Source organism: Paraburkholderia megapolitana (genome assembly GCF_007556815.1).
Lineage (GTDB): Bacteria > Pseudomonadota > Gammaproteobacteria > Burkholderiales > Burkholderiaceae > Paraburkholderia > Paraburkholderia megapolitana.
Genome location: NZ_CP041745.1, coordinates 1,575,519 through 1,592,949, shown reverse-complemented (window position 1 = coordinate 1,592,949; position 17,431 = coordinate 1,575,519). Strand labels below are relative to the sequence as shown.

Here is a 17,431-nt window from a genome sequence, read left to right as displayed (position 1 = left end):
GCTCAGCGCCCGCGAACCACATCGGAGCGAGAAGTGGTGCTCACCTTGTGGTCGGGGCCAAAGTGCACGTTGAAAATGCCTTCTTCGGTGACACCGCCCTCGCGCCACTTCCAGCTCCACACCGTTTCGGGCTTGAGCGGATAAACGGCGATTTCACCGGGCTTGCCGAGCAGGCGCCGCACTTCGTCGTCGGTCATACCGGGGCGGATCTTTGCGAAGTTCGCGGCAGTCAGCACCTGGGTGATCGCTTGCAGCTTCCCATCGGGGTCGATGTCGATCATGTAGGTGTTGAGGCCCTGCGGACCGCGCGGATATTCGAGCCGCTTCGAGCCGTCCGTAAACGTATGCTCGGTTTCGGGCTTGCCCATCTGGCTGCGCACCTGCTCTTCGGTCGTGATGCCCGGCGTCATGTCCTTCAGCAGCAAGGCGTCCGGTTTGACCGCGTTGAAAAAATCCCTGAGTTTCTGCACGGCTTCCTGGCCCTGTTGATCGTCGCAGCCGGCGAGCGCGAGCGACGCACCGAGCATCGCTGCGGTAAGCAGGCCGGTAAGGTGGCGAATGAGTAATCGGTGGCGATAACGGAAGGTCATTGATCCTGGATGCGCACATCTTGTGTAAAGCATGTGCCACAGGATAACCGTGTGCTCGTAAAACTGCGAGCCGCGGTGCAGCGGGCTCTAACCGCGATACATCCTTGCCGCAATGTGAACCACGCGCTCAGCCGACGGCTTCCGCCCGACCGTCGTTGAAAAGGCGGGCGTCTTCTCCGGTGTCGCGCACGGCTTCGATTGCGTCGTTCTCGCTCCAGATACGGCTCATTTCATGCGCGAGGAATTCCATCGCGCCGCTTTCATTAGAGACCTGCATACCGATCCACTCGTAACGCGGGGCATGCAGCCACGCGCCGTCTTCATGCGCCACGCCGACCAGTTCGCGACCACTCGACGCCTGCGGCTCGACCAGCAGCCAGTACCTTTTGCCGTGCCACGCCATCAGATGCAGTTGCCGATACCGACACGGCAATAGCTGCCGGCCGCGCACGGTGTCGTAGACGCCATACAACCAGCGTCGGCCCTGCTGCCTGCCGACCTTCACAGCACCCACCACACTGGTCGGCTCGCGATCGGGCATGTCGTACGCGGGGTAGATGCTGTCGACGCGCTGATAGTCGAACGGCAATAGCGGGCGCCCGTCGCTGTCGAAGAGACCAAGCAATTTATCTTCTCGTTGCGCGACGAACCGGTGGCTGCCGTTCACCATCATCACGCCCTCGCCGCGAGGCCCCGCCTCCGCGAACTGGATTGGTCGCAGATCCGGATAGACCGGTTCGATGATTTCGCGACCTTGCTGATCGAGCAGTCCCTTGCGTGCAGCGCGTGTGACGATGAAACGTACGGTGTCCTCGTGCCAGACGATCTCGTCCCACGCGGGCTCGATGACCCACGTGCCTGCGAGCGTGACCGCTCCCCAGCGGCCTTGCATGCGCACGATCGCGAGTCCGCACGAGACGATCGCCTGCGCCGCTTCGTACTGCGGTTCCACCACCCAGTGTCCCGAGGTGTCGATAAAACCGCAGCGACCACCGACGCATACCGCCGCATAGCCATTCGCAAAATCGCCGATGCTGTCGGCGTGCGCCTCGAACAGCCAGCTACCGTCATCGCGCAGCAGCCCATGACGCCCACCGGTCTCTACCTTCACCACGCGGACGGGATGTTCGCCGGACGCGTCGCGCACCCATTCGAAGTCATAGGCCGTATCGAGTTGCGGTTCGAGCAAAACATGAGTCTTCTCTCCGTCGATTTTGAGCAAACCGATCTGCGCGCCCCGCCCGACCCACACAAGACAGTCTTCGGGATCGCACCGGTCCCACCAGATGTCGTCCCAGACGGGTTCGACCAGCACCTTGCGTACGCCTTTATCTTCGATGCAGACACCCCAGCGACCGTCCGCCCCTTTGACACGCCAGAAACTGTCGGCGAGATGCATCGCTTCGGTGTCGAGGTATTCGGTAAAGCTTTCGGCGCGCGGCGGGTCCTGCCGGTCGAAATACGCGTGGGACAGGCCACCGAAGCCGAAACTCCATGCCCAGGACATCCAGTCGTCGAACGCGTTTATTTCGAGCGCGGCAAGGAGCGCCGGATCGGCCGGCGCGTCGAGACGTGTCTCGACCTGGTGCCAGCAGGTGTCGCACTCCGCGCCCATTCGTTCGATGAACCGCGCGGGCGGTTCGGTGCCGAGCCACGACAGTTCGTCGAGATTGGCCGAAAAGCACAAACGTTGCGGGTCGATTGCGGTTTTTTCGATGCACTCCGCCAGATACCGCTCGAGCCCATCGAATTGCCGCGCGAGCTCGGGCAACGTCCGGTATAGCGGGTGGCGGGCGAAGCAGGCGCTCACACGGCGCACCCGCTCGAGCGCCTGCAATGCACCTGAAGTCAGATTGGGCGTGTCGGCATCGCCGAATACACGCTGTGCGCGAATCGCGTCACCGGCATTGCCTTGTGCGAGCAGAATTTTCCACAGGGTCGGAAAGTTGTTATTGGCTTCTGCAATCTGCTCCGGCGCGTAGCCGGAATCCGGAGCGTCATCCCGCAGATATAGCCACGAACGGTTACCCATCTCACGCTCCCCAGCGAAAGCTGTTTCCTCGATGTCCGCGGTCATTCCTGCAGTTCGCGGAACGTCAGTATCCGCTTTCTTTAGTCACTTCGACGTGGAATCTCAGACAGAATGCACGGCATACGCGCCGGCGAAAACGGCAATATACAGCGCTCCGTTTCGCAACGATACGCCGGAGGTAACAACCCTCGCGTTGCGCGCTGCAAAGATATCGAATCGCTGTTTCCGATCGCCTCGCGCGGCGACCGGTTTGTCACAATCGAAACGCAAAGTACGAACGGTACTGGTGCGTGCTTACACCGGATCGGCGGGAGATTCCGCGTTGCGTCCGGGACGCCCGACACGCCGGGTACGCGTTCGCATCAACTCCGCCACCTGCCACGACGCAAGCGCAAGACAACCGAACACGATTTCCCGCATCCGCTTGACTAGTGCAAGCGACAGCGCCGCTTCATGGTTCACGCCAAATAGTTGCGCGAGCAACACAATTGTCGCCTCCTGCACACCGACGCCCCCCGGCACGATGAACGCCGCGTGACGTACGGCCTGGGTCAGCGCCTCGATGGCGAGCGCGCCGCCCACCGACACCGGATGCCCGAGCAGCGAAAGCGCCCACCAGGTTTCGAGCGCGCCAAGCGCATACCCGGCAAACTGCCACGCGAATGCGCACAGCAGCAGCCCCGTGCGGCGCATCAGCGCGTCGATGTCGACATCGAGCCGCTTGCCGTCGATGCCCTGCAACCACGGATGCGCATCGCCGAGCAGGCGTGCCGCCCAGCGCTCGAGCGCCTGAAAGATGCCGCCGCGCCGCATCAACATGACCGCGACGAGCGGCACCGGTAACGACAGCAGCAGCGCGGCGCCGATCGTGTGCCACGTATCCGCGGCGCTGCTCGACGCCACGATCAGCACGAGCCCCAGCGCCGCAAACGCATACTGCACCGCCATCGTAACTAGCACCTCGACGATCACCGATGCGCTCACAGCGCTCGCGTCGTCGACACGCCAGCGCGCAAGCCGGATACCGACGATCTCGCCGCCCACGCTCGCCACCGGCAACAACCGGCTGACCGCTTCGCGCACCGCCGCCACCCACCACAGAAACACGAGCCGCGCACGCCGCGCGAGCAGCAGATGCCACGCATACGCATCGAGCAGCAGCGGCAGCGCATGCAACGGCACGAGCCATAGCAGCACGTAGCCGGCGCTGCGCAACGTCTGCAGCACGTCGCGCGCGCCCTCGTGCAACACGAGCCCGATCAGAATCGCGACGCCGACGGGCAGCGCCGCCCATTGCAGTCGTTTCATGACAGCGACGCGCCGCGCTTGTCGTGCTTACCGCACGTATCGCACGTGTTGCGTGCAAGTACGTCGGCAAATCCGCCGCAGGTCGCGCCGGCGGCTTCGATTGCAGCGGCTACGCGCGGTGACAACAATGCATCGAGTTCGTCGGCGTGGCGATAGGCGTGCATCGCCGGTGTGAGCGGTTCGTCGCCTGGCGCTGCAGGATGGCAATAGATCTCGCCGACACCGCGCGGCAGATTCGCGAGCGCGTCGAGCAGCGCAGCCTCGTCCATGCGCCCAGTCTGCGCGATACCCACCACGTAATCGTTATGTGCGACCCCCGCACGGTCGAGCCGGCTCCGTACGAGGGCGATCCACGGTCGCAGCCAGACGGGTGCATGCGCCTCGCGCGGCAGCCGCACGGCGCGCATCCCATACTCGCGACCGATCGCAAGAATCAGCGTGAGCACGGTCGGATGAAGATGAAAATGCTTGTGCGTGTTCACGTGATCGAGCGACAGTCCGGTTCTTGAAAACGCCTCGAACTGCGCGCGAATTTCCCGTGCGAGCTGCGCACGCACCTGCGGCAGGAAGAAGAAACGAAAACCGTCGCGCACCATGTGATCGCCGAAACGGCCTTGCTTGTCGACGAGGTCGGGAATCACCGAATGCGGCAACTGCGCCGGACCGTCCGCCAGCACCAGATGCAGGCCGACCCGCAATCCGGGCAGACGTCGCGCGCGCTCCACCGCATCGTCGGCCGCGGGCGCCGCGACCATCAGGCTCGCGGCCGTCAATACGCCATACAGATGCGCGCGTTCGACCGCTTCGTTCACGCGCGGATGCAGACCGAAGTCGTCCGCGGTGACGATCAGCGTGCGTTGCGGCAGGCGAGCCTCGTCGGTCATCACGCCTCGTGCGCACGCAGGAAACGGAAAAACTCGACGCCTTCGCGCAGACGCCGCTTCATCATCTCCCAGCTCGTCAGCATCTCGCGCACGATCTCCCAGATCTTCGACGGCCGGAAATAGAACTGCCGGTAGAAGCGCTCCAGCTGATGGTAGATCTCGTCGCGCGACAGATGCGGATAACCGATCGCCGCTAGCTGCACACCCGAGCGGCTCACCAGGTTGATCACCTTGTTCTCTTCGAGCCAGCCGTTCTCGACCGCCTGGTTATACAGCGTCGTGCCCGGATAAGGCGCCGCCAGTGAGACCTGGATCGTGTGCGGATTGATTTCCTTCGCGTACTCGATCGTCTTGACGATCGTCTCCTGCGTCTCGCCCGGCAATCCGAGAATGAACGTGCCGTGAATCTTGATACCGAGCGTGCGGCAGTCTTCGCTAAAGCGGCGCGCGATGTCCGTGCGCAGTCCCTTCTTGATGTTCAGCAGGATCTGGTCGTCACCTGATTCGTAACCCACGAGCAGTAGCCGCAGACCGTTCTCCTTCATGATCTTCAGCGTCGCGTACGGCACGTTGGCCTTCGCGTTGCACGACCACGTCACGCCGAGCTTGCCCAGCCCACGCGCGATCTCTTCCACGCGCGGCTTGAAGTCGGTGAACGTGTCGTCGTCGAACATGATCTCCTTCACTTCAGGCATGTTGTCGCGGATCCACTTCACTTCTTCAAGCACGTTCTCCACCGAGCGTGTGCGGTAGCGATGGCCGCCCACTGTCTGCGGCCACAGGCAGAACGTGCACTTCGAGCGGCAACCGCGGCCCGTGTAGATCGACACATACGGATGCTTCAGATAACCGATGAAGTAGTTATCGATCTTCAGGTCGCGTTTGTAGACCGGCGCGACGAACGGGAGCTCGTCCATGTTCTCGAGGATCGGACGTGCGCCGTTGTGTTCGATGGAGCCATCCGCCGCGCGATAACTCAGACCCAGAATCTGCGCGAACGGCTTGCCTTCGGCGACTTCCTGGCAGGTGAAATCGAACTCTTCGCGACAGACGAAATCGATCGCTTCCGATGCGGTCAGCGAGTTATGCGGATCGACCGCGACCTTCGCGCCGACCATGCCAATCAGCACGTCCGGACGACGCTTCTTGAGGTCTTCGGCAAACAAGGCATCGGTGGGAAAGGACGGCGTGCTCGTGTGGATCACGACCAGCTCGTAGTCTTGCGCGATGTCGAGTGTCGCGTCGACAGATAACTCGTCGGCGGGCGCGTCGAGCACGCGGCTACCGGGTACGAGCGCCGCGGGCTGCGCGAGCCACGTCGGGTACCAGAACGAGCGGATCTCGCGCTTCGCCTGATAGCGCGAACCCGCGCCGCCGTCGAAACCGTCATACGACGGTGCCTGCAAAAACAGCGTTTTCATGAATGCTCCTGCAACCTGTATTTGAAATCTGACAGCCGTTATTCGTCGGATTTGCGGCACTTCATCAACATACCTCAGCCGCCATCCGACATTTCCATGATCGATGCAGTCGGCGCTTCGACGCGGTTCGCAATCGACATCCGCGCACCGCGCCACACCACCTGCGAGCCAAACGCCGCGCCGAGCCATTGCAGCGCGAGCAAGCCATCGCGCAGCGGCACGAGCGGCAGGTCGCGCCAGAACGTGCGGCCGGCCCGTGCCTCGCGTGCATGCAGCGCCACGCGTGCGATGAGACCGCTCAGCGTGCCGATTGCCATACCCAGCGCAGCGTCGGGATGATGCGCGTGCAGGCTCAGTGCGAGCAGCGCGCCGGCCAGCAGCCACGGCGACGTGAATGTGACGAAGAGAAACGCGAAGCCCGCTGGATTCACCGAGCGGATCGTGCGCAGCCAGCGCATTTCGCGCGTCCATAGCGGGATGAAGCCGCGCTCGATTACATCGGTTGCAACCGTCACCGGCGACAGTACCGTCTCGAGACCGAGCCGACGCGTGTGTTCGGCAAGCAGGTAGTCGTCGGCGAGACAGTTTTTCAGCGCTTCGAAGCCGCCGATGTCATCGAGCGTCGAGCGGCGCAACGCGAGCGTGGCGCCGAAACCGAAGCCGCGCGAACCGCCCGCATGCGCGATGCGCACCGACGGCGCAAACCATTCGTCGATGAACAACGCCCCCACGCGCGACCAGTAACTACCGATACTGCGCGCACGATACAGGCACGTGACGATACCGACACGAGGGTCCGCGAGCGGTGCCGTGACCTGCTCGAGATAATCCGGCTCGACCGCGATGTCGCTATCCGCCACGACAATCACATCGTGTCGTGCATTGCGCGCCATGTTGATGAGGTTGCTGACCTTGAGATTGCTGCCGTACACGCGTGGATCGTCGATCAAGGCGATGTCGTGCCGCGGATACTTCTTTTGCAGGCGGCGCACGACAGCGATCGCCGGATCGGCCGCCGACGAAACACCAAACAGCAGTTGAACGCACTGATGCGTCTGTTCGCAAAAAGTGGCGAGATTCTCGAACAGATGCGGCTCCATGCCGCAAAGCGGCTTCAGCACGCTCACCGATGCCACCGGCTCTCTCAGCGTGCCGTGGGGTCGCGGCTTACCCGCGTGACGCTCGCCGCTTAGACCACGTTTCGTGAAACGCGGCATCGCGACCGCGGCGAGCAGTGCGTAGATCGTGGCGGCACAGCACAACACGATCAGCAGCCATTGGAATAGGGACAACGTATGCGCGGTCATCGCCGGTTACTCCGGATAAATAACTGCGCAAAACACTTCGACGGATAAAAGTAAGAGTGTGTCAATCTGCACGACCGCTGCTCCTGGTTTTGCACCGGCGACGGCCGCGTCAAAACGCGCCGCGCCGCCGGGCAGGCAGCGTGCGAAGCACTCCGGTAATGGTCTGTAATATTGAAGCCCCCATTTGACAGACAAGTGAAGGCATCACGCAAACATCGCGTGCCCGACCTGTCGATGTGGGTACGACAGGTTGTCAGTCAAGTGATGCAAAAGCTGCATCCAGGCTGCAAATACAGAGATCGCAACGCGTGACATGTCGCGCTGCAAAACAGCGCAGACACACGACGCGGCACCGGTTGAACGGCGTTCGCACGCTCAGTGATGTCGCAGAAATTCTAGCAGCGCGTTTTACGATTTGTTGCGTACGTCTGCATGATTTGTGTGTTTTTTTGTGTGTTTCCTTGCTCAAGCTTTTCACGTTGCCAACAGGGTGCTGTCAGCGGACGTTTCAGATCTGTTTGCTCACTGTCTCGCTTCATGCGATCAATACTATCGCCGCCTGGAACTACCTGATAGGGAGGTGGAACCCGATCGGCGTTTCCTGCGAATATCGGCAGCTGCGCCGATCGCCAGCACTTCGGCGGCCTCGGTCAACGCAGCCCTCTCATCTCCATCAAGCATGTCATCCCCCTTGGGCCAAATTTTTGCCAGACGCGCGAGCGCACCTTGCATGCGCCGATTCCACCGATTCGCGCGATCGATCTCACAGGCAAGCTTCAGCAGATTGCGTCGGGCATTCGCTTTTCCAGTCTCTGTTCCGTTCTCGATGGCCGAGACCAGGATCGGCATCAACGTCCTCCAGCGCGGCGTCAGGTCTACATCTATTGGAGTCACCCGGCGTTTCGGGCCTCGAACACTGCGTGTCACCATGCTATCTCCGTTGCAGGCTGCGTCAGCAACCTTACTGTCGCAAAGGCTCGCCGCCAGCAGTTCCTGAGCTGCACTAGCCTCGACACATTGCCCCCCCTATCGCGCCCAATGAACACGGGAACACCAGGATACCCGGCCTTTACATCGATCCGATTACCTCGTCCACCTCACTCTCTCATCCACGACGAACAAGAGACCGGCACGGCGCTGCTGCAGCATCCGGCAGTCCGATGTCTCAATTCATTGCGATCGAAGCAATCAGGGCCCGACGATGCGTCGAACGCACGAGCGGTCTGCAAAGGTAATAAGAGCGGTCCACGGATGGCACTACTGCCGTATACGACGTAGATGAGTAGAACAGCGAGCGGTCACTGAGAGCAGCAGCCTGAACCAGGCAACCCTGCCTATCCATCGCATAACTCCCCCAGATCGAAGGAAGTCCGGCCTGAAGCTGTGAATCCCCATCCAAACCCCGTAGCATGCATGGGCGCAAGGCCCCTTGCTCTGATCGGCCACAGCATGTATCGTAAAACGTATCGTTTCACGCAATGCATCAACGGTTGAATCGCATCATTTCACGCAATTTATATTTCAGAACACAATTCGTCAAGCGCATTTGATTGCTTTATGCGCAATAATTCAAATACTTGCTAACTACCAGTCCGATGGATTCCAACCAAGACATTGCAGCGCGCGTCAGACAACTTTTGGACGACAAAGGGGTACCCAGGCATAAGCAAGTTGCAATTGCCGGAGAACTACTCGACCTCAGTGCATCGCACGCTCATCGCAAAATGAAGGGGAATAGCCAATGGACTCTTGCGCAGGTGAAGACAATCGCCAAGGCCTTCAATGTCGATCCTTTGACGTTGATTAAGGATCAGAGCGATGACGGTTCACTGACAGGTCGCGAGGTTAGCGCAGAGCTGAAAATGGGCGAAGCGAGCATTCTGTGCCGCGCTGTTTTACACAACGATCCTGTCGCGCCTGGTCGAGACTACGACACAACTTTCTTTGCAGAGAAGCGACTACCAGATTGGCTCATCCATTACTCCAACACGCCGCTTGGAGGTACCTACCCGGTTTCGAAAATCAGTATCAATTGTGACAAACACTTTCGGCCATCAAGGATGGTGGCAATTCTTGAGGATAACGTTGAGACCTCCGGTGAACTGTCGACCTTCTTGAATAACCATAACTACGATACCGCTGAGTTCCAGTCGATCGAGGAGTTAGAAGCTGCGCTCGACTCGCGGCAGTTTGACGCGTTCATCCTTGACTGGATACTCGATGGGACGATAACCGCTCCGGCCGTGGAACTGATCCGCAGACGTCTAGGCGACGACATTCCGATCATTATCTTGACGGGGTACGCCAAGAGTCCAGTACATCTAGAGCAGATCGCTACTGCGATGCTACAGTTCAACGTTATCGGCCCGTATGAGAAACCAATCAAAGGTCCTATCATCAAAGCCGCCTTGGATGTTCGTTTTCCGCATGGACCAATCGATGCTTGAAAGAGCTCCTAAGGTGGCGCTCGCCTTTACGCTGATCTCGTTATCGATCTCAAGCGCTCAAGCCGACGTCGTCCCTTTAGAACTATATGTCTACTGCGTGGAGGGCCACCGTACACATGTCGAATTTCTCAGCGAACACGACATCCTTGCGATGCCGCAGTACTCCGTTGCGACGTCTACACCTTGGAAGTCCAAGTCAGAATACAACGGGATCCGCCTCGCCGATGTAGTCAGCAAGACTTGCCCCAAGGGTTCATCGGTAACGATCACCGCATACGATGACTACGAAATCAAGGACATAGACGTATCCGGCATTCTTAGGGATCAGCCGATACTCGCATACTCGATGGACGGCCAGAGGTTGCTGCTCAGAAATTTCGGACCACTGTTTCTCGTGTATGACCGAGATGGAGGTGAAGGTTCGCGTATCAAGACTTCGCAGTACAGTGCAAAAGAAATCCGTCAAATCAAGTCGCTTTCGATTCGCTAAATGTTTCGTCACCTACCCAAGATAATCTTTCCTCTGCTCTGCGCCTTCTGGATAGGCGGTGTGCTGTACCTGATCCCTGACGATCGGCTGGAGTACCTCAAAGGTCCGACTGAGGATTCCTATTGGGGCATCGCGCAACTTCAACTGCAGAACTCCGAGTTGGCAAATCTGGTCATCAAGATGGATACGCCAAATCCACCGGCGCATCGTGACCTGCTGATCGCCTTTGCCCTGCTTCAGTCACGAGCGTACATGATCTCGCAGCGGTCAGTTACCACCGAGTACGTATTTGATGACCCCGTCTACCAGGAAGGTATTTCTCGTATAAATGCAAGCCTGCATGAAATCGAAACAACAAAACTAGACTTGCAGAACAACCCTCAGGTATCTACCTATATCCTCAACAAACTGGGTGAAGTCACGGTCGCCTCACAGAAAATCGTGTCGGTTATAGGGGTTCTCGGCATCCAGCGAAGAGATGCACTCTTGCGTGACATCAATTCCAAATATTCCCTGCTGTTCTACGGGGAACTGGTCGTATCGTTGTTCTTTATCGCTGCCAGCGCCTATTTCTCGATGGCTCGAAGAAGCGCATTGAGGATGCTTGAGGCGGAACAGAATGCCCGTCGTATGGAGCACGAGATTGCGTCAGAGGCCGAGAAAGCAACGGCAACTGTAAGAGTGTTTCTCGCGACCATCAGTCACGAACTGAAAAATCCTATGCAAACGCTGGTGACCGGTCTTGAGAATCTGTCAGAGCGAAACGTTGCGCCATCTAGTATGCGTACCCTCCTGAACATGGAGCGAGCGGTCGCGCGAATCACCACTCACCTCGACGAAATAGGTGACTTTTTGACCTTGGGGGTCGACGGCCTAGCGCTGGATTTTTCAGAGTTCCGAGTGGACGAGCTGCTTACCGAGATTGTCGGAGATCTGCATAACGACAAATCGCGGGTCTGCCCAGAGATTCGAATCACCGAATCTGCTGTCGTTTGCGTGCGCACCGATCGTCTACGGATCAAGCAGATCGTGTACAACCTCGCCGACAATGCAGTAAAGCACGCAGAGACGATGTCGATTGAAATGGGCTTTGACGTCGATGACGACGAGGGTCATCCCGTCCTTGAGGTTACTGTTTCCGATCGTGGGATGGGGATATCTGAGTCAGATCTCCCACACATCTTCGATCCCTTCTATCGTGTACACAAACAGCATCGAATTGGATTAGGCCTCGGTATGGGCTTGACGATTGCCAGCGGACTTGTAAAGCGCCTTCGAGGAAGCTTGGCCGTCAAGAGCCAGACAGACCGCGGCACAACCTTTACGGTCAGGGTTCCCGTAGAACGCTGCGCAGTTGGCCACGCTATGGTCGCTCTGGTCGATCAAGCTCAGGAAGACGTCCTCGACGCGAAATTCACTGATCAGCGGATGCTCGTAATCGACGACCAGGAAACTATTTGTCTGGAACTTTCGGCGCTCGCCACGTCCCTGGGCATGCGGGTGGACTACGTTCTCGACGCGGACAACGCACGCGAAGCGTGCTCTCGCCATATGTACGATATTGTCCTGTGCGACATCCACTTGGCACAGGACGACGGATTCGCGCTCGCCGATCAGCTCAAGATCGGGCTCGGCAACAACACCCGGACTCGTATCGTCGCAATCAGTGGCTACATGACAAGCTCCGATTTTATCGATGACCCTCGGTCATTTGACGGATTTATCGAAAAGCCGTTTACGCGTAAAAAGCTGGTTACTTCGCTCAATGCCATCACGTAATGTGATTCGCTACAGCGCTCATAACGTCCGACTTTGTCGGATCGGCATTCGACACTGCCAAAATATTCGGGCCGAGGTCGACGATTTCATATCCTAGTGACCGTAGCGTCAATTCGATTGGAGAGAAATCCCCCTTGATTCTCTCAACAAACAACACTGGTTTTGAATCTTTCAACAGATCGATCCCACCGGCGATAACCTCTCCCTCCATCCCTTCAACATCGATCTTCACAAGATCTACCCGTTCTTTGCAGAGGGAATCTAGTTTCAGCAGCGGAACATCATAACCACTGCTGTAGTCAACCACTTGACCAATGTCTTCTTTCCCTTCGCGGTCCCGAAGCTCCAGACTTCCAAAACTGGATCGCACATGGTAGTTGACGAAAGGAACTCTGAGAAACCCATCCACAGAGCCGACGGCAATGTTTCTAGCCTCAACGTTAAAGCAGTTGTTGATTGCGATATTTCCGCACATCGCATAGAAAATTGCTCGTTGAGCCTCGATCGCCAGGACTCGCCCCGCGGCCCCTAACTCCCGGGCAAACTCCAGGCTATGAATCCCGATGTTTGCACCGCAATCGACGGCAACAACTGGACGTCGGTCAGCGAAAGCTCGCTTTCGTATCCGCAAGATAGAGGTAAGCAGATCCGTGTCGGTCGGGTAGAAGCTGCCTGTCGCAAACAACTGCGAACCCACGCCGTAACGACCGTATTTCTCGTTCTCGTTTTCATCGTTCCGATTGATGATCAACGTTCCGTGATCTGTCGACGCAACAACGAATGCTATTTTCATGGCTCAAGATTTCTTTTCTGACTATAGGTAAGGATCATGCCGCCCGAGGATGTCGAACTCGCGCGGGTCATTACACCTTCTTCTTTGCATCAGTGTACGTGAACATTTTGCCGGTAAAGTTTAGACGATGTGTTGCTGCTTGAACGTTGATACTCGCAAAAACCGGAAGAGCAGCCCAGAAGCACTGTACGTGCAAATTTCCCCGCATGGAGCTTTGTGGTGGACGCTATTGCAAATTCGCAGCTCGAGAGGTGTTTGCGCCAATCCGTCACTCAGCGGTGTGCCATGCCGCGATAACCGCTGAATTGCCCCCTGAACACCCTGCTGCAATTGTGGACTTGTTTTCACCGTCAGCACGAATCGAGGCGCTTTGGCAAAATCCGTCAACACCATCCTTTCGCCTGGCCTTCATCGGCTAGCCGTGCAGACCAGCGTCACGCCACAAATACAACCACCATGATCCCCTTCTCGGTTCTCGACCTCTCGCCCATCACCGCCGGCGCATCCGCGACGGACGCGTTCCGCAACTCGCTCGATCTCGCGCAGCATGTCGAACGATGGGGCTATCGCCGCTTCTGGCTCGCCGAACATCACAACATGACGGGCATTGCGAGTGCGGCGACCTCGGTCGTGATCGGCCACATTGCCGGCGGCACGAAGACGATCCGCGTCGGCTCGGGCGGCGTGATGCTGCCGAACCACGCACCGCTCGTGATCGCCGAACAATTCGGCACGCTCGCGTCGCTGTATCCGGGGCGTATCGATCTCGGTCTTGGCCGCGCGCCCGGCACCGACCAGACGACGGCTCGCGCGCTACGTCGCGACCTGCAGGGCAGCGCCGATTCGTTTCCCGACGACGTCGTCGAACTGCAGCGTTATTTTGCCGACCCGGTGCCTGGCCAGCGTATTCGCGCCGTGCCGGGCGCAGGTTTGCATGTGCCGCTATGGCTGCTTGGCTCGAGCCTGTTCAGCGCGCAACTTGCCGCTGCGCTCGGCCTGCCGTTTGCGTTCGCTTCTCATTTCGCACCGGACCATATGCTGACCGCGCTGCGTGTGTACCGCGCGCAATTCCGTCCGTCGGCGGTGCTCGACAAACCATACGCGATGATCGGCGTGAATCTCATCGCCGCCGATACCACCGACGAAGCGCTGCGTCTTTTCACGTCGCTGCAGCAGCAGTTCATCAACCTGCGTCGCGGCACACCGGGCCAGTTGCAACCGCCGGTCGACCATCTCGAAGCCGCCGATCACGAACTTGCCGCCGTCGCCCATTCGCTTGCCTGCACGGTGATCGGCGATCGCGATGCGGTGCGCGCGGGCCTGCAGTCGGTGATCGAACAGACCGGCGCGGACGAACTGATCCTCACGGCGCACATCTACGACCACGCGGCCCGGTTACGTTCGTTCGAGATCGGCGCGCAGATTCACGACGAACTCGCCGCGGCGGCGCCTGCGCAATAGACGGCCGACACGGGTTGCCGCATCGACCGCTCGGTAATCAATGGTCTGCAGGCACCGCGGCAAGCCCGTCGAGCAGCGCCTTGTGAAACGCCTGCGGGTCCTGCATCTGCGGCGCGTGACCCAGCTCCGCGAACTCGATGAGGCGCGCATGCGGAATCGCCTGCTGCGTGAGCTTCGCGAGTTCGGGGTAGTGGCCGATCTTCGCGCGCACCTCCGGCGGCGAAACGTCCTTGCCGATCGCGGTGGTGTCCTTGTCGCCGATCATCAATAGCGTCGGCACCTTCAGGTTGCCCAGTTCGTAGACGACCGGCTGCGTGTAGATCATGTCGTACAGCAGCGCCGAATTCCACGCCACGATCTGCTTGCCCGGTCCACGGTACATACCCGCCAGCATCTGCACCCACGGCTCGTAGTCGGCGCGCCACTGGCCCGCGTAATAAGTGTTCTGTTCGTAGCGGCGGATGCCGTCGGCGGTTGTCTTCAGCTCGCGCTGATACCACTCGTCCACCGATAACGACGGCACGCCCTTCGCCTTCCAGTCTTCGAGGCCGATCGGATCGACGAGCACGAGCTGCTGCGTTTGCGCCGGGTACATCAACGCATAGCGGATCGCCAGCATGCCGCCGGTCGAATGGCCGATCAGCGTGATCCGTTCGATGCCGAGCGAGTCGAGCAGCGCATGCGTGTTGCGCGCGAGCTGCTGGAAGCTGTACTGATAGTGAGCCGGCTTGGTCGATTTGCAGAACCCGATCTGGTCCGGCGCAACCACGCGATAGCCCGCATCGGATAGCCGGCGTATCGTGCCCTCCCAGGTCGCCGCGCAAAAATTCTTGCCATGCAGCAGTACCGCGGTTCGCCCGTTGGGATGTTCCGGCCGGACGTCAAGATAGGCCATGTGCAGCGCTTCGCCCTGCGATGTGAAGTCGAACTGCTGGACCGGAGCCGGATAGCTGAAGCCTTGCAGTTCAGGCCCGTAGACCGGACCGTCGCTGTCGGCCTGCGTCGGGCCGGATGCACTGGAGGCGCTGGACGCATCGCCGACAGCACCGGCCTGGGTGGCCGGCGCCAATGCCAGCGCGGACACGAGCATGGACGCGGCGAACCGTGTGGCGAAGAACCGATAACGCGAAATCATGAATGGCGTGCCTCGTGCGACTCGGAGCCGACGATTCTACCGACGTACTGCCCCGCCTGCTGCGAGGTCGGCATGTGGCGCGTGTTGCGGTCGATATTGCGTTGCCGCATCGTCTGGCCGGCGGGTCGACTGAAGCAAGCGGGCGATCGCCCGGCCGCCAGTCGATAGCGGACGCGCGGGTACCGGTCGATGCAATCCGGCTCAAACCATGCCCCTATCGCCCCACCCCTGCCATTGAAGCGAGCGTGCGCCGCGAATCGGTGCTAGAAATACGGGGCGTGCACCGCAACCGCAATTGAAACCGTAACCGCAACGACCACAACAACCGCAACACGAGGCAACCCGACGACAGCGCACAAGACGCCAGCACGACCATCTGGGGCAAAACATCATAGGAGACGTACATGCACACACCGGCCAGTCTCAACGATCTGCAGCACACCACCCTTGCCATCGTGCTCGCGGGTGGCCGTGGCACCCGGCTCGGGCCGCTCACGAATAAACGCGTGAAACCGGCCGTGCACTTCGGCGGCAAATACCGGATCGTCGACTTTGCGCTCTCCAACTGCCTGAATTCGGGCATCCGTCGTATTGCCGTGGTGACGCAGTACAAGGCGCACTCGCTGTTGCGCCATGTGCAGCGCGGCTGGGGCTTCCTGCGCGGCGAGTTCAACGAATTCATCGATCTGTGGCCGGCCCAGCAGCGCGTCGAAGGCGCACACTGGTATCGCGGCACGGCGGATGCAGTGTTCCAGAATCTCGACATCATCCGTTCGATTCGCCCGAAATACGTCGTCGTACTGGCCGGCGACCACATCTACAAGATGGACTACACGCGGATGGTGCTCGACCACACCGAGAGCGGCGCGGATTGCACGGTCGGCTGCATCGAGGTGCCGCGCATGGAGGCGACCGCGTTCGGCGTGATCGCTGTCGATGCCTCGCGCCGTATCACCGGTTTCGTCGAAAAGCCCGCCGATCCCCCCGCCATGCCGGGCCGCCCCGATATCGCGCTCGCCAGCATGGGCATCTACGTTTTCAACGCGGATTACCTGTACACGCTGCTCGAGGAAAACATCACGAGCGCCGCCACCGATCACGACTTCGGCAAGGACATCCTGCCGCGCGTCGTCACTCAGGGCCACGCCATCGCGCATCCGTTCAGCATGTCGTGCGTGACGTCCGACCCGACCACCGAACCCTACTGGCGCGATGTCGGCACAATCGACGCGTACTGGTCCGCGAATCTCGACCTCGCGTCGACGATTCCCGCGCTCGATCTGTATGACCACAGCTGGCCGATCTGGACGCATCAGGAGCAACTCCCGCCGGCCAAGTTCGTGCGCGACCTGAACGGCCAGCAGGGCTCGGGCACCAGCATGATCGTGTGCGGCGGCTGCGTGATCACGGGTTCGCAGATCTCGCGCTCGGTGCTGTCGTCGAACGTGCTCGTGAAGTCGTTCTGTAACATCAGTGAGGCAGTCTTGCTGCCACAGGTGACGGTTGGCGCGAGTTGCCGGCTGCGTCGTGTGGTGATCGACCGCGGCTGTTCGATTCCCGACGGTACGGTGATCGGTGAGGATCCGGTGCTCGACGGCGAGCGGTTCTACCGCACCGACAGCGGCGTCGTACTGGTTACCGCGGAAGCATTGCGACGGCAGACCGAACGTGCGCATTGAGTGGATCTGCGCTCGCCGCGAGTGAGGCAAACGGAAACGCTGCAATGGCGAGGTATTGCAGCGGCTTCCGCGCCAGTACGTCGCGCCGTCAGGTTGCATCGATAA

General features: G+C 59.8%; 14 protein-coding genes. 5 read left to right on the top strand and 9 right to left on the bottom strand.

Translation table 11 applies throughout. From position 1 onward, the window contains the following. Window positions 1–2 precede the first annotated feature (2 nt). From FNZ07_RS20575 to FNZ07_RS20545, 7 genes are all read right to left on the bottom strand, one after another. Window positions 3–527: a hypothetical protein gene (locus FNZ07_RS20575; RefSeq protein ID WP_091019176.1), complete on the bottom strand. Its 525-nt coding sequence runs from the start codon at window positions 525–527 to the stop codon at window positions 3–5. Between the two features lie 190 nt (window positions 528–717). Beyond that, complete coding sequence (locus tag FNZ07_RS20570; protein WP_170275803.1) at window positions 718–2,622, bottom strand: WG repeat-containing protein; 1,905 nt, start codon at window positions 2,620–2,622, stop codon at window positions 718–720. A gap of 294 nt (window positions 2,623–2,916) precedes the next feature. Beyond that, window positions 2,917–3,930, bottom strand: a complete 1,014-nt coding sequence (locus FNZ07_RS20565) for a lysylphosphatidylglycerol synthase domain-containing protein (RefSeq protein WP_091018920.1) — start codon at window positions 3,928–3,930, stop codon at window positions 2,917–2,919. Next, window positions 3,927–4,814 (bottom strand): hopanoid biosynthesis-associated protein HpnK, encoded by an 888-nt coding sequence (gene hpnK, locus FNZ07_RS20560; RefSeq protein ID WP_091018922.1) that lies wholly within the window; start codon window positions 4,812–4,814, stop codon window positions 3,927–3,929. The genes FNZ07_RS20565 and hpnK overlap by 4 nt, the downstream gene beginning before the upstream one ends. Continuing rightward, window positions 4,814–6,235: a hopanoid biosynthesis associated radical SAM protein HpnJ gene (hpnJ, locus tag FNZ07_RS20555; RefSeq protein ID WP_091006271.1), complete on the bottom strand. Its 1,422-nt coding sequence runs from the start codon at window positions 6,233–6,235 to the stop codon at window positions 4,814–4,816. The genes hpnK and hpnJ overlap by 1 nt, the downstream gene beginning before the upstream one ends. A gap of 74 nt (window positions 6,236–6,309) precedes the next feature. After that, a complete protein-coding gene (gene hpnI / locus FNZ07_RS20550; RefSeq protein ID WP_091018924.1) occupies window positions 6,310–7,542 on the bottom strand; it encodes a bacteriohopanetetrol glucosamine biosynthesis glycosyltransferase HpnI in 1,233 nt (410 codons plus the stop codon). 549 nt (window positions 7,543–8,091) lie between these two features. After that, the gene (locus FNZ07_RS20545) at window positions 8,092–8,391 is read right to left on the bottom strand and encodes a hypothetical protein (protein WP_091018927.1); all 300 of its coding nucleotides are present in this window, start codon (window positions 8,389–8,391) and stop codon (window positions 8,092–8,094) included. 746 nt (window positions 8,392–9,137) lie between these two features. Here FNZ07_RS20545 and FNZ07_RS20540 point away from each other — a divergent pair. The 3 genes from FNZ07_RS20540 to FNZ07_RS20530 are packed head-to-tail and all read left to right on the top strand — an operon-like array spanning window position 9,138 to window position 12,258. After that, window positions 9,138–9,989, top strand: a complete 852-nt coding sequence (locus tag FNZ07_RS20540) for a helix-turn-helix domain-containing protein (RefSeq protein WP_091018930.1) — start codon at window positions 9,138–9,140, stop codon at window positions 9,987–9,989. Continuing rightward, window positions 9,982–10,479, top strand: coding sequence for a putative pterin-binding protein (locus FNZ07_RS20535; protein WP_091018932.1), 498 nt, complete (start codon window positions 9,982–9,984; stop codon window positions 10,477–10,479). Before FNZ07_RS20540 ends, FNZ07_RS20535 begins: the two co-directional genes overlap by 8 nt. Before the next feature lie 60 nt (window positions 10,480–10,539). Next, window positions 10,540–12,258: an ATP-binding response regulator gene (locus FNZ07_RS20530; protein WP_170275802.1), complete on the top strand. Its 1,719-nt coding sequence runs from the start codon at window positions 10,540–10,542 to the stop codon at window positions 12,256–12,258. Here the strand turns inward: FNZ07_RS20530 and FNZ07_RS20525 are convergent. Further along, window positions 12,251–13,051, bottom strand: coding sequence for an FkbM family methyltransferase (locus FNZ07_RS20525; protein ID WP_091018938.1), 801 nt, complete (start codon window positions 13,049–13,051; stop codon window positions 12,251–12,253). The two genes, FNZ07_RS20530 and FNZ07_RS20525, sit on opposite strands and share 8 nt — an antisense overlap. A gap of 456 nt (window positions 13,052–13,507) precedes the next feature. On the opposite strand from FNZ07_RS20525, the gene FNZ07_RS20520 reads away from it, so the two are divergent. Then, complete coding sequence (locus tag FNZ07_RS20520) at window positions 13,508–14,512, top strand: LLM class flavin-dependent oxidoreductase (RefSeq protein ID WP_091018940.1); 1,005 nt, start codon at window positions 13,508–13,510, stop codon at window positions 14,510–14,512. Window positions 14,513–14,549: 37 nt separating this feature from the next. Here FNZ07_RS20520 and FNZ07_RS20515 read toward each other — a convergent pair whose 3' ends face one another. Beyond that, window positions 14,550–15,602 carry an alpha/beta fold hydrolase gene (locus FNZ07_RS20515; RefSeq protein WP_091019177.1) on the bottom strand — a complete coding sequence of 351 codons (1,053 nt, stop codon included), beginning with the start codon at window positions 15,600–15,602 and terminating at the stop codon, window positions 14,550–14,552. 449 nt (window positions 15,603–16,051) lie between these two features. Between FNZ07_RS20515 and glgC the strand changes: the two genes are divergently transcribed. Next, window positions 16,052–17,326, top strand: coding sequence for a glucose-1-phosphate adenylyltransferase (glgC, locus tag FNZ07_RS20510; protein ID WP_091018945.1), 1,275 nt, complete (start codon window positions 16,052–16,054; stop codon window positions 17,324–17,326). The last annotated feature ends 105 nt before the right edge of the window (window positions 17,327–17,431 follow it).